The sequence below is a fragment of the Shewanella sp. 1311 genome (assembly GCF_059338235.1).
This window is the reverse complement of sequence record NZ_CM181686.1, coordinates 3,174,546-3,189,623: the sequence shown is the minus strand read 5'-3', so window position 1 is coordinate 3,189,623 and position 15,078 is coordinate 3,174,546. Positions and strand designations below refer to the sequence as shown.

The window sequence follows — 15,078 nt, the reverse complement described above, 5'->3', positions numbered from 1 at the left end:
CATCCTTTAGTTTTTGGAAGCTTCTATTGAAATAGGCTCAACGACTAGAGCGATATTTTCACGACAAATAATTCTGACTTCGGTCCCCGCAGCGATAGTGGTGCCATCGCCAAGCGCTGGCCATTCACTACCTTGAAATTCCACCCGCCCGGGTGTTTGCCCAGGACCTATGGTCTGCTTTACGCGAACAATTTGATTGTATAGATCGATTGCTTCATCCGTGTTATCCACATGGGAATCACCACCAACGAGCCTTTGAGTCACTTGTCTGAAGGCCAATAACAGCACTATGGCCGAGATAAACCATAGGGTCATGCTCTGCACTACGCCTTCGACTAGTCCTATGCCTAACGCACCTGCCACGACTAAACAAGCCGCACCCAGCAACACTATGATGCCACCGGGAACCACTATTTCGGCGAGCATGAATACTAGCCCCACCACAGCCCACACTAAAATCGGATTTGAAAACTCCATATTTCCCCCTGAAATGAGAGTGTCCTTTGCAGCAACTATAACAGCAGCTTTTCGGATAAGCGACATAATATGTCAAAATTTACGAAGCCAAACGCGCAATCAATCGCCTATGTATTAAGCCTCATTCTCCCACATCCACACGGCAATGCCCTTAGGTTGTTTTAAAATTAAGCACAATCAATTCAAAAAGATAGCCAACACAAAAGGAAACACTCATTCAATAAGAATAAAATCCATTTAAAATCAATTGGCTAAAAATTGATTTCCACCATAATGATTATGTGATTTTGACAACAACATTCGATAAAAACTTTGAATAAATGTAAATTTTTGCATATATTACCCCCACTTTTGTGCCAGTCCTTTGACGTACATCCACGCTAGGTTTGAACTTACCCATCAAACCATGCCATAGGTCAGAGAACAGATTGAGTAAGACACGAATTAACTTCGACCTATACAACAGGAAATAACAATGAAAAAAACATGCCTATGCCTAGCACTCATGCTTTCTCCTCAAGCATTTGCGGGTGACTTAGTACAATGGTGGGATTTCAGTGCAACAGCCCTCTATGGCGAAGACTACGATTTAGCACCATCGGACAAACAAGCCACTATCACCTTAGAAACGGCGGGCGGCTGGAAATACGGTGATTGGTTTGCCTTCCAAGACTTTATCTATTTCAAAGGCAACGATACAGGCATGGAAAGCACTACCTATGGTGAGATTTCGCCACGCTTCAGTGCCAGCAAAATCCTCGGCGAGAAAATCGCATTTGGTCCAGTGACAGATTTGTCTCTGGCACTGACCTATGAAGAAGGTGAAGGCCCGGTTCACAGCCTGCTGTACGGTTTAGGCGTTGACGTAGCAGTACCATACTTCACTTACCTTAACTTTAACACCTATCGCCGCAATGGCATGAGCACAGGTAACAACAGTGACGGCTGGCAGTTCACCCCAGTATTTCGCATCGACATTCCCGTTGGCTCAGCCAACATAGTGCTCGATGGCTTTATCGACTGGGTATTTGCCACCGATGATAATGGCTACGAGGAGAACTTCCACTTCAATCCACAGCTGAAATACGATCTCGGTAAGAGTCTGTTCGGTGATCATCAAGCCAATAAACTATTGGTGGGTATTGAATACGATCTGTGGACCAATAAATACGGTGTGAAAGGCGTCGATCAAGACACTTACTCAGTGATTGCCCAATACCACTTCTAATCGGTATCGGCATAGTTTTAAAGCAACAAAAAAGGTGCCATTGGCACCTTTTTTAGTTTGGTCACTCACTTTGCAGGGGAGTGTCGCTTAGCGTAATAAAAATTAGGCTAACAGTTTTTTCGCTGCAGCAACCACGATGGAAACCGCACTTACTTCGGTTTTCTTCATTGTGGCTTCATCAGGAATTTCTTGTTGGGTGCGGTTTACAATCACACCAGCAACACAGGCAGCACGCCAGCCTTGAGTGGCACACATAGTGAATAAGGTGGAAGATTCCATCTCATAGTTCAGTACGCCCATATCTTGCCATTCCTTCATTGAACCCGCGAAACGACGCGTTACACGGCCAGTGACAGTGTCATAACGCTCTTGGCCTGGGTAGAAAGTATCAGAAGAAGCCGTTACGCCAATGTGTGGCTCTACGCCTGCATCGCGACACGCTGCAACCATAGCAGTGGTACATTCAAAGTTTGCAACCGCAGGGAACTCCATAGGTGCAAAGTGTAAGCTCGCGCCATCTAAACGCACTGAAGCTTGAGTCACAATCACATCGCCCACATTCACATGGGGTTGAATTGCACCTGTAGTACCAACGCGCAGGAAGGTATTCACACCTAATTGTGCAAGTTCTTCTACTGCGATAGAAGTCGATGGACCACCGATACCGGTTGAACACACGACTACTGGCTTGCCATCGGCATAAGCTAAATAGCTTGTATACTCGCGGTGGCTAGCAAGAAACGTCGCATTGTCCATTAGTTCGGCAATACGTTTTACGCGCTCTGGATCACCAGGAACGATTGCCAAAGTTGCACCATCGAGCATTGCTTTGGTCAAACCTAAATGAAATACATCAGCCATTGTGAAAACCCCTTTCATTTTTGATAATTAAATTCTTATAAAATCGACTTTAACCTAGTATCGAAGCGGTGAAGGTTAACTTGATCACAGAATTATCGGCAAGAAGTAATTGTTTAGTCGTAATGAAATTACCAATTACCCTCGCATCTGATCACAAGATAGCAAATTTGCCCGCGCTGCGAATGTCAGTCTGATTTATGCCTAACAAAGTGTGAACCAGATCCTAATCACATGCCATAGACAGCGGCCGAAATCATCTAATCCAATGATTTATAAATGATTAAAATAAATCATCATTTAGTATTAATCTGAAGCAGGGCGAAGAGTGATCTAAGTCACATTTCACTGTAGAGTGAAAGGTTAGGGTTAAGGCGAAACCAGAAGTGTAGTAGATGACGACAAGGAGAATGCCGATGTTTCCAGAGTACAGAGAATTAATTTCCACCCTGAAAACCCAAGATGCTCATTTTCAACGTAAGTTTAACGAGCATAATCAGTTAGACGAGGAAATCAAACAACTGGAAAAACGTGTCGCCAGTGATTTCAATCCGACAGTGAAAGAACTCAAAAGCAGAAAGTTACACCTAAAAGAAGAGATTTATCAGATCCTCAAATCCCACGAGTAATCCCAAACTTCTTTAGCGAACAACAAGGGCGCCTAAGCGCCCTTATTCATGTCAACGTAATCGCTTATAGATAGTAATCTTTCAGCGGTGGGAAACCGTTAAAGCACACTGCCGAATACGTCGTCGTATAAGCGCCAGCGGTTAACCAATACATGCGATCACCAATGGCTAAGTCATTCGGTAAACCATAGCTGTAGTGCTCATACATGATATCGGCACTGTCGCAGGTTGGGCCGGCAATCACGCATTTATCCAGCTCGCCTTGACGATCGGTATAAATCGGGAACTTAATCGCCTCGTCCATCGTTTCAATCAAGCCTGAGAATTTACCCACATCGGTAAACACCCAACGCTCTAACGCTGTGTAGGATTTTTTGCTGATCAGTACCACTTCAGACACTAAAATCCCCGCGTTAGAAATCAACGAACGGCCAGGCTCCAGAATAATTTGCGGTAAATCGTCACCGAAATCTTCCTTCAGGAAGTGAGTGATCTGCTCGGCATACACACCCAATTGATTTGTTTTATCAATATAGTTAGCAGGGAAACCGCCGCCCATATTGATCATCTTCAGGGTGATATTGTGCTCATCACGCAGACGGTCGAAAATGCTTTTCACTTTACCTATGGCAGAATCCCAAGCACCGATATCACGTTGCTGTGAACCGACGTGGAACGAAATACCAAAAGGTTCTAAACCCAATTCCTGCGCCAATACTAATAGCTCATAGGCCATTTCGTTTTGGCAGCCGAATTTACGCGATAACGGCCAATCAGCCGTGTCTGTACCTTCGGTCAAAATGCGCACGTAAATACGCGATCCCGGTGCTTCTTCGGCGATCATACGTAGATCGGCCTCTGAGTCGGATGCATACATACGCACACCACGCTCATAAAATGCACGTACATCTTGACGCTTTTTAATGGTATTGCCGTAGCTGACTCGGTCGGTTGTCACGCCGACATTCATGACCATATCTAGCTCATAAATCGAGGCAATATCAAAGTTTGACCCTTTATCTTTCAGTAAAGATAAGATCTCGGCCGCGGGGTTTGCCTTAACTGCATAATAAACGTTGGCGTAAGGAAAACTATTAACCATGTCATCGTATTGTTTCGCTATGATACTGGTATCAATCACTACGAACGGGGTTGCTTTGTCTTTGGCAAACGCTTCAATACGCTTGAATGTGTCCATGTCATAATAGTCAGCAACATCAATAGATTGAAATTGGCTCATTGGGCCAGAGTCTCCTTTGGGTCAGGTAGATAAAAGTGAGTGTAATGTCTTAAAAACGTGCGCAGTAAACGATATTTTCTCGCTTTACGCAACGAATTTTTATGCTGAATTTATAACTTTTTATTCCACAATGTTTTAAGGGGCTAAACCATCAAAAAAAGCCTCTATAAAACAAATAATTATGCGCACAAACCCTAAGGTAAATTTGTGTGCATTAGCAGAATAAAAAGTGAATTTTTTACGACGTTATCGCAAAGGAGATGGATAGACTGGCTCAAGCCAACATTTCCATCCCAAAGCGATAAGCTTGACGGGCGAGCGCACCACGAAAGAAGGCTAATGTGATGCTTTAAAATAGGTCAGTTAAATTGAATCGTTACTGCGGCTGATTCAGTTTTGCGAGTGCTTGGCCCAAGGCTTCACTGGAATCAAAATAGGCGATATCTAAAATATTACGCTGATTGAGCAATATCATAGTGGCCATATCTTTGGTATCGGGTAATAAGCGACTGATCTCACCTTCCCTATCTAATCCAATCGCAAATGGTAAATCTTGCATTTGTGGCACAGCAACAAACTTAGCAATCAAAGAAGGCATGCCACTGATATCCGCGACATAAACTAACCTAGCAGGCATTTGAGTCGTACTCAGAGGCGTGAGTGCTTCTTTAATCACATCGCCGCCTTTCATGCTGCGGCTAAAGAGTAAAACTTGAGTTTCATCTGTCACACTTATCGTTTGATCATTTTGATCGAGAAGTGAAATAGGATTAATCGCATCGCCAGCAACGTAACTCGCAGCATACGCCCACATGGGGGTTAATAGACAAGACAGACATAACAACAGCGTTTTCATAAACACTCGACTCCATTATTGGATAGGCGGACAGCATACCTGACTCCCCCTATCGACTCATTAAACCAACCGCGATTACATGATACGCTTCACACATGCATGGCGAATAAGTATTTGATGGGATTTCTGCGCTATAATCGCACAGTTAAGTTTATTACAAGGATATCATAATGATAACACCTGGACTCGATCAGGAATTGCAGCAACTACAAGGCGTTTATCAGCTGATCACAGAGTTTCTAGTCACCTATAGCTTCCAATTGGTCGGCGCTTTGCTGATCTTTTTACTGGGTTTGTGGGTCGCCAGTAAGGCATCACGTTTAGTCGCAAAGCAGTTCGAAAAACACAATATCGACATTACCTTAAGCAATTTTGTCAGTAACCTTATCCGCATTCTGATCATCGTCATGGTCGGGATCATCGCCCTCGGCAAAATTGGCATCAGCGTCACCCCTATGGTGGCAGCCATTGGTGCAGCCTCCTTAGGTGCTGGCTTAGCCTTGCAAGGCATGTTGGCCAACTATGCCGCCGGCGTGACCATTATCGTCACCCGTCCTTTCGTGGTCGGAAACACTATCGAAATCAAAGGGGAAAGCGGTGTCGTTAAACGTATCCACTTAGGCATGACCATACTCACTAATGAGGAAGGCGAACAAATCAGCATTCCCAATAAGCATATCGTCGGTGAGATCCTGCATAATTCCTTTAGCAATAAACTGGTCGAAACCCAGTTCAATCTCAGTTACAACACAGATCCAGAACGGGCCATTAGTGTGATCACTGAGTTATTGAGCAACAATCCCTATGTCTATCAAGAGACCATGCCCAATATTGGCATCAATGGTTTTAATGCTATCGGGATTGAAATGGGAGTGCGCTATTGGGTGCCCACGCAAAGCTATTTTCAGCATAAATATAAGGTGAACTTAGCACTCTACAACGCCCTTAAGCAGGCGGGAATCGAGATTGCCTGCCCCATCAGAGAGATCCATCTGCAAGATAAATAACGCTAATGATCATGGGGTTGACCGGCGTAGTCGGTCAACCTAGCCCACATTGTAAACTTGCATTCTTGTACGAATTTACGTTTACTATACTCCCAAATATCGATAGTGATGGATTACTATGTTGTTGATACTCATAATTATTGCTTTTGTTGTACTGTTTATTTTCTTCGCTAAATATCAAAAAAAACAAGCTCAAGCCGAAGCGCTTGCCGCAGGAGAGCCCAATGCGCTACTCCATCATGGCATCGCACTGATTAATAAAGATCAAGTAGAAACAGGCTTAGATTTTATTCATCAAGCCGTGGATAAAGGGCTAGCAGTTGCGGCTATCACCCTTGCCGAATTATATTCGGGCCGATTTCCACAAGTGCCAGCCGATGCTAAAGCCTCGAACGATTGGTATAAAAAAGCGGCCGAACTGGATGCCCAATACTTATCACTGTTAACGCTACCGAATTTGCTTTCGCCAGAAGCGCAAACGCGGGAAGATCTAGAAATGCTGGAGGCTCAGCTCAAATCCAATGCTGAAGCAGGCGATGCCGCCTTTCAGTATGAACTTGGGCTTTTATATGAAAGGCAGCCTTTACTCGATCCAGATGCGACTCAAGCCATTGATTGGTTTGAAAAAGCTGCAGCCCAACAACATCCAGATGCCGATTACCACCTAGGAGCGCTTTATTGGCATGACAAACGAGTGACGTCTGACTTTGCCAAAGCGAGACAGTACTTTGAAAAAGCTGCGGCTCAAGGCGATGAACTGGCCAAAGAGCACTTAGGCAATATGCTCCTCGCAGGCCAAGGTGGGCCAAAAGATGTAGCTCGCGCAGAGGCTTTGCTCAGCGAACAAGCCGAAGACAATGATTTCAGACAATTTTACTTGGGTAGACGCTTCTTTTATGGCGAAGATTTTCCAGTGGATTATGTCAAGGCCCGTTATTGGTTAACGAAATCCTGTGAAGCAGGTAATAGCTTTGCTCAGGTCACGTTGGCCAATCTTTTACTCGTCGACCCGCAAAATGATGATGACTACCTAAAAGCCAAAAATTACTACGAAGAACTCATCACAGAATGGAATGAGGACGCCCTATCAGGCTTAGGCAAAATACATGAACAAGGCTTAGGCGTGAGCCGCCAGCCGATTAAAGCGTTAATGTATTATCAGCTCGCGGCCATGAGCCATAGCGCTGATCACCTAAAAGAATTAGCCAGATTGAGTCAACAATTAGGCACCTTAGAGATAAGAGAGGCCGAGCGGCTGCGTGACAGTTTCTTGCATCAGTATCCAATCCCCGCTGAGCAACAACAATATTTTTATTCCTATAAGGCTGAATCATTTTTAAGTGGTGAAAAACCCACTCAAGAGGCTCTACAGGCAGCAGAAACTTGGTTCATCAAATCGGCAGAGCTAGGTAATGAAATTGCTATGCGGGAACTGGTCAATATTTACAGCGCGGAGCGATTAAACAAGCCAGTACAAGTGTTTATTTGGTCTAGTTTATTGCTACGTCATTTTGGTAAATACGGGATGAATAGCGCTCAACGACTCCATCAAAACACCGCAAAATCATGCTTAACAGAATCCGAACTTGCCTACGCCGAAACTCAAATTGAGGTCATTGAAACCCAATTAGCGCCCTATCTTGAGTCAGAAAGGTAAGTTTACCAGCAGCGAATGAGTCCCAAAAAGGTTTGGCCAAATTAAATAAGCCAAACCTTTTAGTGGCAAAATAGAGTGCATTTATAAATCCTTAAAAAGCACAATAGATATATAAGTACTACAATCATTGTATTCACTAAACCTGTACGGCTAAATGACTAGACATAAAACCTAGTCGGATTAACTGTCCAGCCCGATAATTAAAACTGACCATTTTAATAGGCAAGATGAATGAGGCTGATACTGATAATCGTCATTTCATGCTTATTTCTGCCCCAAGCGAGAGCAGAAACCTCTGCTATTGTCTGGCAAGCACACTGCCGCGATAGGCATCCAGTTATTTATTTCGAAAATGGTGAATGCAAAGGCCCAGGTGCTGCGGTGATCAATCAAGTTATCACCCGTCTAGGTCACAAGGTAAATTGGAGTAATGTGCCTTGGGCACGCACGATAAAAGTCGCCGAAACGGGACAAGTCGACCTCATTCCCGTCCATTCGATGACACCCGAGCGCAACGATTTTCTGAACCCTATGCTACTGGGCTACGACAAGCGCTACGTCTATTACTTTGCCCTTGCGAATCGACAGCTTGAGGTCAAAAATTTCGATGAATTAAAGCCTTATATCATTGGCGCACTCAGAGGCGCTTTTTACTGTCCGCAGTTTAATGACAATCAAAACCAACTAAAAGTGTCTTTTGTTAATAATAACGGTCAGTTAATCAATATGTTGAAGGCTGGACGTATCGATTTAGCCATCACCTCCGAACAACATGAAATGCCATTCTTTGCTAAAGATCCCCAACTTAAGCAGATGGAATACGTCGACATCAGCAAGAACGGTCGCTATTTCAGCATTCCGCTCAAGTCGCCACTGCATCAATATGCCAAGCAAGTTCACCAGATAGTCGACGACATGCGCACCTCAGGCGAAATCACTCGGCTATTTGAATCCTATGGTGTCGAGCCTCCGCTAAATCTCACCGAATCGCCCTTAGCGACTCACTGATCTGAATACTGATAACCCAAGACTAACTTGGAATTAATGCGCGCGTGCGGCTAAATGCCGTAACAAGGCTGCCAGCGTTGGCGCAATCGTCTGATGGGACGGGTAACACAGACCAATACGACGAAACATTCTCGGACCATCAAATTTTACTTGCTTGAGCCTAGGCTCATCCTCAATTAAACCATCAGGCAAAAAACTCACCCCAAATCCAGCCAACACCAGCGACATCACGAGAGACTTAGATTCGGCCTTAGCGACTAAATTGAGCGACATATTGCTGCACGCCAGTAAACCTATCGTCTGCTGATGAGCTTCACAGGGTGGACACTCGATAAAGTCAAAACCATTTAACTGCTCGGGGCGTAGGCTATCTACTTGAGCGAGGGCATGCTCCTTGGGGACGCACAGCACATAATCTTCTTCCCACAGCGGGAAAAACACTTCATCTTCATGGCGTAAACTGTCGATAGTTAAACGACAATCTGCGGGGCTTTGATAATCCACCAGCTCCAGATCTAGCTTCTCAATGGCTTGATTCACCTGCTGTAAAAATCCCGCCAAACGCCGCTGACTGAGATCTGGCATCACAGCCAAACGTAGCTTTTGTCGGCTCGCCTTCGCCATAAACAGACCCGGCAATTTACTCGCCTCCTCGACTAATTTAACCGCCAAAGGATACAAATAATGGGCGCTATCTAAGGGTTTAACGCCTTTCTTACTACGCTCAAATAGCTGGCCGCCTAACTCTTCTTCCAATTGCTTTAAGCCAGCTGACAGTGAAGGCTGGCTCACAAAGCAACGGTTAGCCGCTGCGGTGATATTGTTCTCTTCAAAAATTGCGATAAAGAAACGCAGTAAACGTAAATCAACCATTTTATCTTCTCCGACAACGGCAAATTAAGTACAAAGCTCGATAATAGTGTCATAGGCTGAGACTATCATATCCAGCTGGAATAAGTATTTTTCGGCTAAAAATCCCCAGCCTATACTGATTGCCAACTTAAAGACGCCGAACAACAGTTTGTTTACGGCTCAGATTGGCTTCAATTAATAGGAAATACTAATGAATCAAGTTACTAAATCACTGGTTGTCATCACGGGCGCTTCATCGGGTATTGGCGCCGCTATGGCCAAAAGTTTTAGCGCCGCAGGCCACCCACTGTTATTACTGGCACGCCGGGTTGAAGCAATGCAAGCACTTGAATTACCTAACAGCCTCTCTATCAGCGTCGATGTCACCGACACTGCAGCCATTAAAACCGCCATAACTCAAGCAGAAGCACAATTTGGCCCTGTCGGCTGTCTTATCAATAACGCGGGTGTGATGTTGCTGGGTCAGATCGATGTGCAAGATCCTAACGAATGGAGCCGCATGCTCAATATCAATGTGATGGGCGTGCTTAATGGCATTCATGCGGTATTAGCCGACATGAAAGCTCGCAAAACTGGCACTATCATTAATGTCAGCTCAGTGGCGGGGCGTAAAACCTTTCCAAACCACGCCGCTTACTGCGCCACTAAATTTGCCGTGCACGCCTTAACAGAAAACATTCGTGAAGAAGTCGCCATGGATGACGTACGCCTTATCACTATCGCCCCAGGCGCAGTAGAAACTGAGTTGCTAAGTCATACCACCAGCGATGACATTAAAGCCGGTTACCATGACTGGAAAGAAGAAATGGGCGGCGTTATCGCGCCTGAAAACGTCGCCGCTGCCGCACTGTTTGCATGGCAACAACCGCAAAATGTGTGCGTACGCGAAATCGTTTTAGCGCCAACACGCCAACAACCTTAATCCGTCCCGAGTCCGTATTCGCCTAGACTGTTTAGGCGAATACGGCTCAGAAACACTCATCAACCCAAGCCAAAAAACAAAAAATGTCAGATCATGCTCTAGCATTTATAGCTTAGTGCCACATCCCTCCCCATCTCGCTAATTTTAAAATAGCTACTTTAGTTAATGCATATTTTACAAAGTGTTAGCTAAATCACAGTCGCTTTTGGCGTGTTAAGTACCAAACACGACAGGTAAAATCGTCATGGCTAATTTAGCTAAAAAATCAACCTATTGGTTTTACTGAAATAAAAATGACGTAAACCGCGACAAAATACAGTCAATTAGATTTTTATCAATGAAGTTTTTATCAATTAGATTTTTTTAATGGAAGTGATGCACCTCAAATTTACTCACTGTGGTTTTTGATAAATTTGTTCACAAGGCGGAATCAATAAAAACACTTCGCCAACAAAGTCATACAAATGGCCACAAAAGTAAGGAATGAGATGATGAAAACATTAACCAAGATAGCAATAGCAATGGCCGTAATAGGCAGCTTAGGTATCAATGCCTACGCAGCAGACGGTGGTAACCCAAAGAAAGGTAAACATTTATACAAAAAAGAATGTAAAGCCTGCCATAGCCAAGGTGGCGAAGGCGGTGAACTTACCCCTATGACCAAGACCATGAGCCAATGGGATCGCTTCTTTGATAAAGATAAGCACAAACTCAAACCAGAGGTATTCAACGGCTTCACAGAACAAGACCTTAAGGACATACAGCAATTTTTGTATGACCACGCCGCTGACTCAGACCAACCACAAACCTGCGGCTGATCTCTGCCCATTTAACGGCCTAAGGCAATGCTAGAAAGCAGCCCTGCAACTGCGACCTAAATCATTGACTTAAAAATTTAAAACCCAATGCGAGAAAAAATGGGGAAACACCTCAGGGACTCCTATTGGGTAAATTTGGCGAAATGCTTCTTAGCAAGATAGCGCCAACAGAAAAACTCAGGGAGAAACCTTATGCGTACCCTTATTTCCATACTCGTTGCTAATGCCTTGTTTATGTCGGGCCAAGCCCTTGCTGCACCGAACGATGTGCAAAATGAAACGCAAAAAATTACCGAACTTAAACAACAGCTTGCCGATATTACCGAGCAATTGGATGACCTTAATAATCGCGTAGATAAAACAGAGCGACACACATCATTAGATCGTCTTGAAATTACAGGTGATTTCCGCACTAAAGCCCATTCATTGCATTACCAAGATGTGGTCTGGAGCCCCGCGATGAAGGTTAACTTCAACGACTTTGGCGCCAAAGCTATGTCGGGCGCCTTCGGCATGCCCAACGATCTAAATTCGCCACTTGGCAAAATGATGCAAGCCAATCCAGACCTTGCCGCCGCCTTCCAAAATGGCATATTGCAGGGCGTGATGCCCTATGTGCTCGCCCCCAAAAGCGTACAAGACATAGATAACGACATCTACTACACCACTCGTCTGCGCCTCAACCTCAAGGCAAAAGTATGGGATAACGTCAGCTTTGCTGGCCGTCTCAGTATGTTCAAAAACTGGGGCGACTCCACAGGAGTGCAAGTATTTGACTCTTGGCGGTCTTTCACTATGGATGGCACCAGCAGCGGCAATACCAGTGGCGACTGGCTGCGGGTCGAACGCGCCTATTTTGACTGGAAGAAAATCAACGGCTCCGAGTTTTATCTCTCCATTGGCCGTCGCCCTTCAACCTATGGCCCACCAAGCCACTACCGTGAAAACGAGCTACGCGGCGGCACGCCTTCAGGCCATTTAGTGAACTTCAACTTCGATGGCGCGACCTTAGGTTATAACCTAGGGGAAATCACCGGGGTTGAAGGGCAAGTTGTCCGCTTCTGCTACGGCCAAGGCTTTGAATCACAATGGGGCAATGGCGAAATGTTCGGTGACATAGTCACTAAAGATACCCACCTAGGTGGTTTTAATATCGATGCCATCAACGATGGCACCAACTTCCTGCAATTCACCTTGTTTGGCGCGAAAAACGTAAATGACGGCTTTAAAGGCACTATGGCCTTTCCAACCCAATTAGCGGGAATTTTTGCTCCGACCATGTACCAAGATATGCAAAAGTTCGACAACTTTAACTTTGTTACCCGAGTACAACCCAGCGGTGTGATTGGTGACATGTACCTAGGCGGGATTGGCTTTGCGCGTGAAGAAGCAAACGATATTAAATGGTTTGCCTCACTCGGCTGGACTCGCGCCGAGCCCAATGGCAACGCAGGTATGTTTGGTGGCATGTTATCCGATGCTATCTTCGAGGCTGAGTTAAATAGTACTGGTACTGAGATCATCATGGTGCCTAAAACCAGTGACGATAGTGATACCAAAGACGGTTACGGCATTTATGTCGGCGTACAAATTCCTGCACCCTACGGCAAGTTTGGTCTGGAATATAACTATGGTTCTAAATATTGGACACCCTTCACCCAAGCCCAAGACGACCCTATCGGTAGCAAACTTGCCACTCGTGGTCATGTGGCCGAAGCCTATTATATCTTTGATATCAATCCAAAAATGTTTATCAAATTGGCCGGGCTTTACTACGACTATGAATACACAGGTAGCGGCACACCTGTGGGTGCTCCGCAAAAAATTGATGATGTGTTAGCAGGTTCAGCTTACTCCATGTTGCCAGTGGTCGATACCGCCTTCGACATGAACGCCTCACTCACAATTAACTTCTAATCCGTCATAAATAACAGCTATCAGCCCTCGGTCAAGCCGAGGGTGGGAGTAAAAAATGAGAAGACTCTTACTTATTGCCTTGGCGGGTATGACATTAAATACCTATGCCGCTAATCCCCATAAAGAGGTGCTCGAGGGCCCCTTTGCGACGGGTACGCAAGTCACGGCACAATGTTTAGTGTGCCATGAAGACCAAGCCACAGACGTTATGAAAACCTCCCACTGGACTTGGGAGTTAGAACAAAAGCTGCCCGACAGAACCGTACTTAGGGGCAAAAAGAACAGTATCAATAACTTCTGCACCTCAATTTCAGGCAACGAACCTCGCTGTACCAGCTGCCATGCGGGCTACGGCTGGAAAGATAACGACTTTGATTTTAAAGATAAAACTAAAGTCGATTGCCTTGTCTGCCACGATACGACTGGAACTTATGTAAAAGATCCTGCAGGCGCGGGCGAGCCAATGGCAAAACTCGACTTAGCTAAAATCGCCCAAAATGTCGGTAAGCCAGTTCGCGACAACTGCGGCAGTTGCCACTTCTATGGCGGAGGTGGCGATGCGGTGAAACATGGCGATCTTGACTCTTCCATGTCTTACCCAGACAAAGCGACCGATGTGCACATGGATAGCGACGGTAATGACTTTCAATGTCAGAACTGCCATACCACTGAAAAACATCAGATATCGGGCAATGCGATGGGCGTATCTCCCGGTGGTATAGACCATATTGGTTGTGAAAACTGCCACGACAGCGCACCGCACAGCAATAAGAAGCTCAACACTCATACGGCAACGGTTGCCTGTCAAACCTGCCATATCCCTTACTTTGCTAAGAATGAACCCACCAAAATGCGTTGGGATTGGTCAACCGCAGGCGAGGATAAACCAGAAGCCGTTGACCAATACGGCAAACACACCTACCAGAAGAAAAAAGGCAATTTTGTCTGGGAGAAAATGGTTAAACCCCAATACGCTTGGTATAACGGTACAGCCAATGCGTACATGACTGGCGACAAAATGGACCCGAATGCCATCACAAAACTCACCTACCCCATAGGCGATATCAATGATGCAAAAGCGAAAATTTATCCCTTTAAAGTTCACACTGGTAAGCAGATTTACGACAAAAAACTCAATATCTTTGTGACCGCTAAAGTCTATGGCAAAGGCGGTTACTGGAGCGATTTCGATTGGAGCTTAGCTGCCAAACTCGGAATGGAAGCCAACCCGACTATGGTAGAAAAAGGCCTGAAATACAGTGGCGAATATGGCTTTGCTGAAACGGAAATGTGGTGGCGTATCAACCATATGGTGTCACCTAAAGCACAGGCCTTAAATTGCAACGACTGCCATAACAAAGGCTCAAGACTCGATTGGCAAGCCCTAGGTTATCAAGGTGACCCAATGAAGAATAAACAAGGACCAAAACATAAACAGCCTTAATTAAGCCATTCCCTGCAATACCCATTGAGATCTTAGTGCTTCACTAAGATCTCTTTTTTATGATGTTGCCACTCTGGCACAAACGCAGACATTTAGACTCATCCATTTCTCAGCCTTGCCCCAGTTTGTCTCACTGGGTGACGC

General features: G+C 45.2%; 14 protein-coding genes. 9 read left to right on the top strand and 5 right to left on the bottom strand.

What is annotated here, in order from left to right; translation table 11 throughout:
• Positions 1-6 precede the first annotated feature (6 nt).
• A complete protein-coding gene (locus tag AC5YB3_RS14395) occupies positions 7-477 on the bottom strand; it encodes an NfeD family protein (RefSeq protein WP_063883326.1) in 471 nt (156 codons plus the stop codon).
• A 475-nt stretch (positions 478-952) separates the two neighbouring features.
• On the opposite strand from AC5YB3_RS14395, the gene AC5YB3_RS14390 reads away from it, so the two are divergent.
• Positions 953-1,705, top strand: coding sequence for an outer membrane protein OmpK (locus tag AC5YB3_RS14390; RefSeq protein WP_063883325.1), 753 nt, complete (start codon positions 953-955; stop codon positions 1,703-1,705).
• Between the two features lie 102 nt (positions 1,706-1,807).
• Here the strand turns inward: AC5YB3_RS14390 and udp are convergent, their stop codons facing one another.
• On the bottom strand, positions 1,808-2,566 hold the full coding sequence (gene udp / locus AC5YB3_RS14385; RefSeq protein ID WP_006083287.1) for a uridine phosphorylase: 759 nt from the start codon (positions 2,564-2,566) through the stop codon (positions 1,808-1,810).
• A gap of 413 nt (positions 2,567-2,979) precedes the next feature.
• Here udp and AC5YB3_RS14380 point away from each other — a divergent pair, with 413 nt between their 5' ends.
• Entirely contained in the window at positions 2,980-3,192 is a 213-nt protein-coding gene (locus tag AC5YB3_RS14380; RefSeq protein WP_006083288.1) for an HP1242/YdcH family protein, read from the top strand.
• A 64-nt stretch (positions 3,193-3,256) separates the two neighbouring features.
• Here AC5YB3_RS14380 and AC5YB3_RS14375 read toward each other — a convergent pair whose 3' ends face one another.
• Both AC5YB3_RS14375 and AC5YB3_RS14370 read right to left on the bottom strand, forming a co-directional pair.
• Entirely contained in the window at positions 3,257-4,432 is a 1,176-nt protein-coding gene (locus AC5YB3_RS14375; protein WP_006083289.1) for a type III PLP-dependent enzyme, read from the bottom strand.
• A 376-nt stretch (positions 4,433-4,808) separates the two neighbouring features.
• Entirely contained in the window at positions 4,809-5,288 is a 480-nt protein-coding gene (locus AC5YB3_RS14370; protein WP_311900979.1) for a hypothetical protein, read from the bottom strand.
• A gap of 170 nt (positions 5,289-5,458) precedes the next feature.
• On the opposite strand from AC5YB3_RS14370, the gene AC5YB3_RS14365 reads away from it, so the two are divergent.
• The 3 genes from AC5YB3_RS14365 (at position 5,459) to AC5YB3_RS14355 (ending at position 8,960) form a co-directional block, all read left to right on the top strand.
• Positions 5,459-6,295 (top strand): mechanosensitive ion channel family protein, encoded by an 837-nt coding sequence (locus tag AC5YB3_RS14365; RefSeq protein WP_300478602.1) that lies wholly within the window; start codon positions 5,459-5,461, stop codon positions 6,293-6,295.
• 118 nt (positions 6,296-6,413) lie between these two features.
• A complete protein-coding gene (locus AC5YB3_RS14360; protein ID WP_494525573.1) occupies positions 6,414-7,952 on the top strand; it encodes an SEL1-like repeat protein in 1,539 nt (512 codons plus the stop codon).
• 231 nt (positions 7,953-8,183) lie between these two features.
• Positions 8,184-8,960 (top strand): substrate-binding periplasmic protein, encoded by a 777-nt coding sequence (locus AC5YB3_RS14355; protein ID WP_494525572.1) that lies wholly within the window; start codon positions 8,184-8,186, stop codon positions 8,958-8,960.
• Between the two features lie 33 nt (positions 8,961-8,993).
• Here AC5YB3_RS14355 and AC5YB3_RS14350 read toward each other — a convergent pair whose 3' ends face one another.
• The gene (locus tag AC5YB3_RS14350) at positions 8,994-9,833 is read right to left on the bottom strand and encodes a LysR family transcriptional regulator (protein ID WP_107946429.1); all 840 of its coding nucleotides are present in this window, start codon (positions 9,831-9,833) and stop codon (positions 8,994-8,996) included.
• 190 nt (positions 9,834-10,023) lie between these two features.
• On the opposite strand from AC5YB3_RS14350, the gene AC5YB3_RS14345 reads away from it, so the two are divergent.
• The 4 genes from AC5YB3_RS14345 (at position 10,024) to AC5YB3_RS14330 (ending at position 14,934) form a co-directional block, all read left to right on the top strand.
• A complete protein-coding gene (locus tag AC5YB3_RS14345; protein ID WP_107946428.1) occupies positions 10,024-10,755 on the top strand; it encodes an SDR family oxidoreductase in 732 nt (243 codons plus the stop codon).
• Between the two features lie 488 nt (positions 10,756-11,243).
• Entirely contained in the window at positions 11,244-11,573 is a 330-nt protein-coding gene (locus AC5YB3_RS14340; protein ID WP_006087070.1) for a cytochrome c, read from the top strand.
• 192 nt (positions 11,574-11,765) lie between these two features.
• Positions 11,766-13,490: a DUF3373 domain-containing protein gene (locus AC5YB3_RS14335; RefSeq protein ID WP_494525571.1), complete on the top strand. Its 1,725-nt coding sequence runs from the start codon at positions 11,766-11,768 to the stop codon at positions 13,488-13,490.
• 55 nt (positions 13,491-13,545) lie between these two features.
• Positions 13,546-14,934, top strand: coding sequence for a tetrathionate reductase family octaheme c-type cytochrome (locus AC5YB3_RS14330; RefSeq protein WP_220776303.1), 1,389 nt, complete (start codon positions 13,546-13,548; stop codon positions 14,932-14,934).
• Positions 14,935-15,078 lie beyond the last annotated feature (144 nt).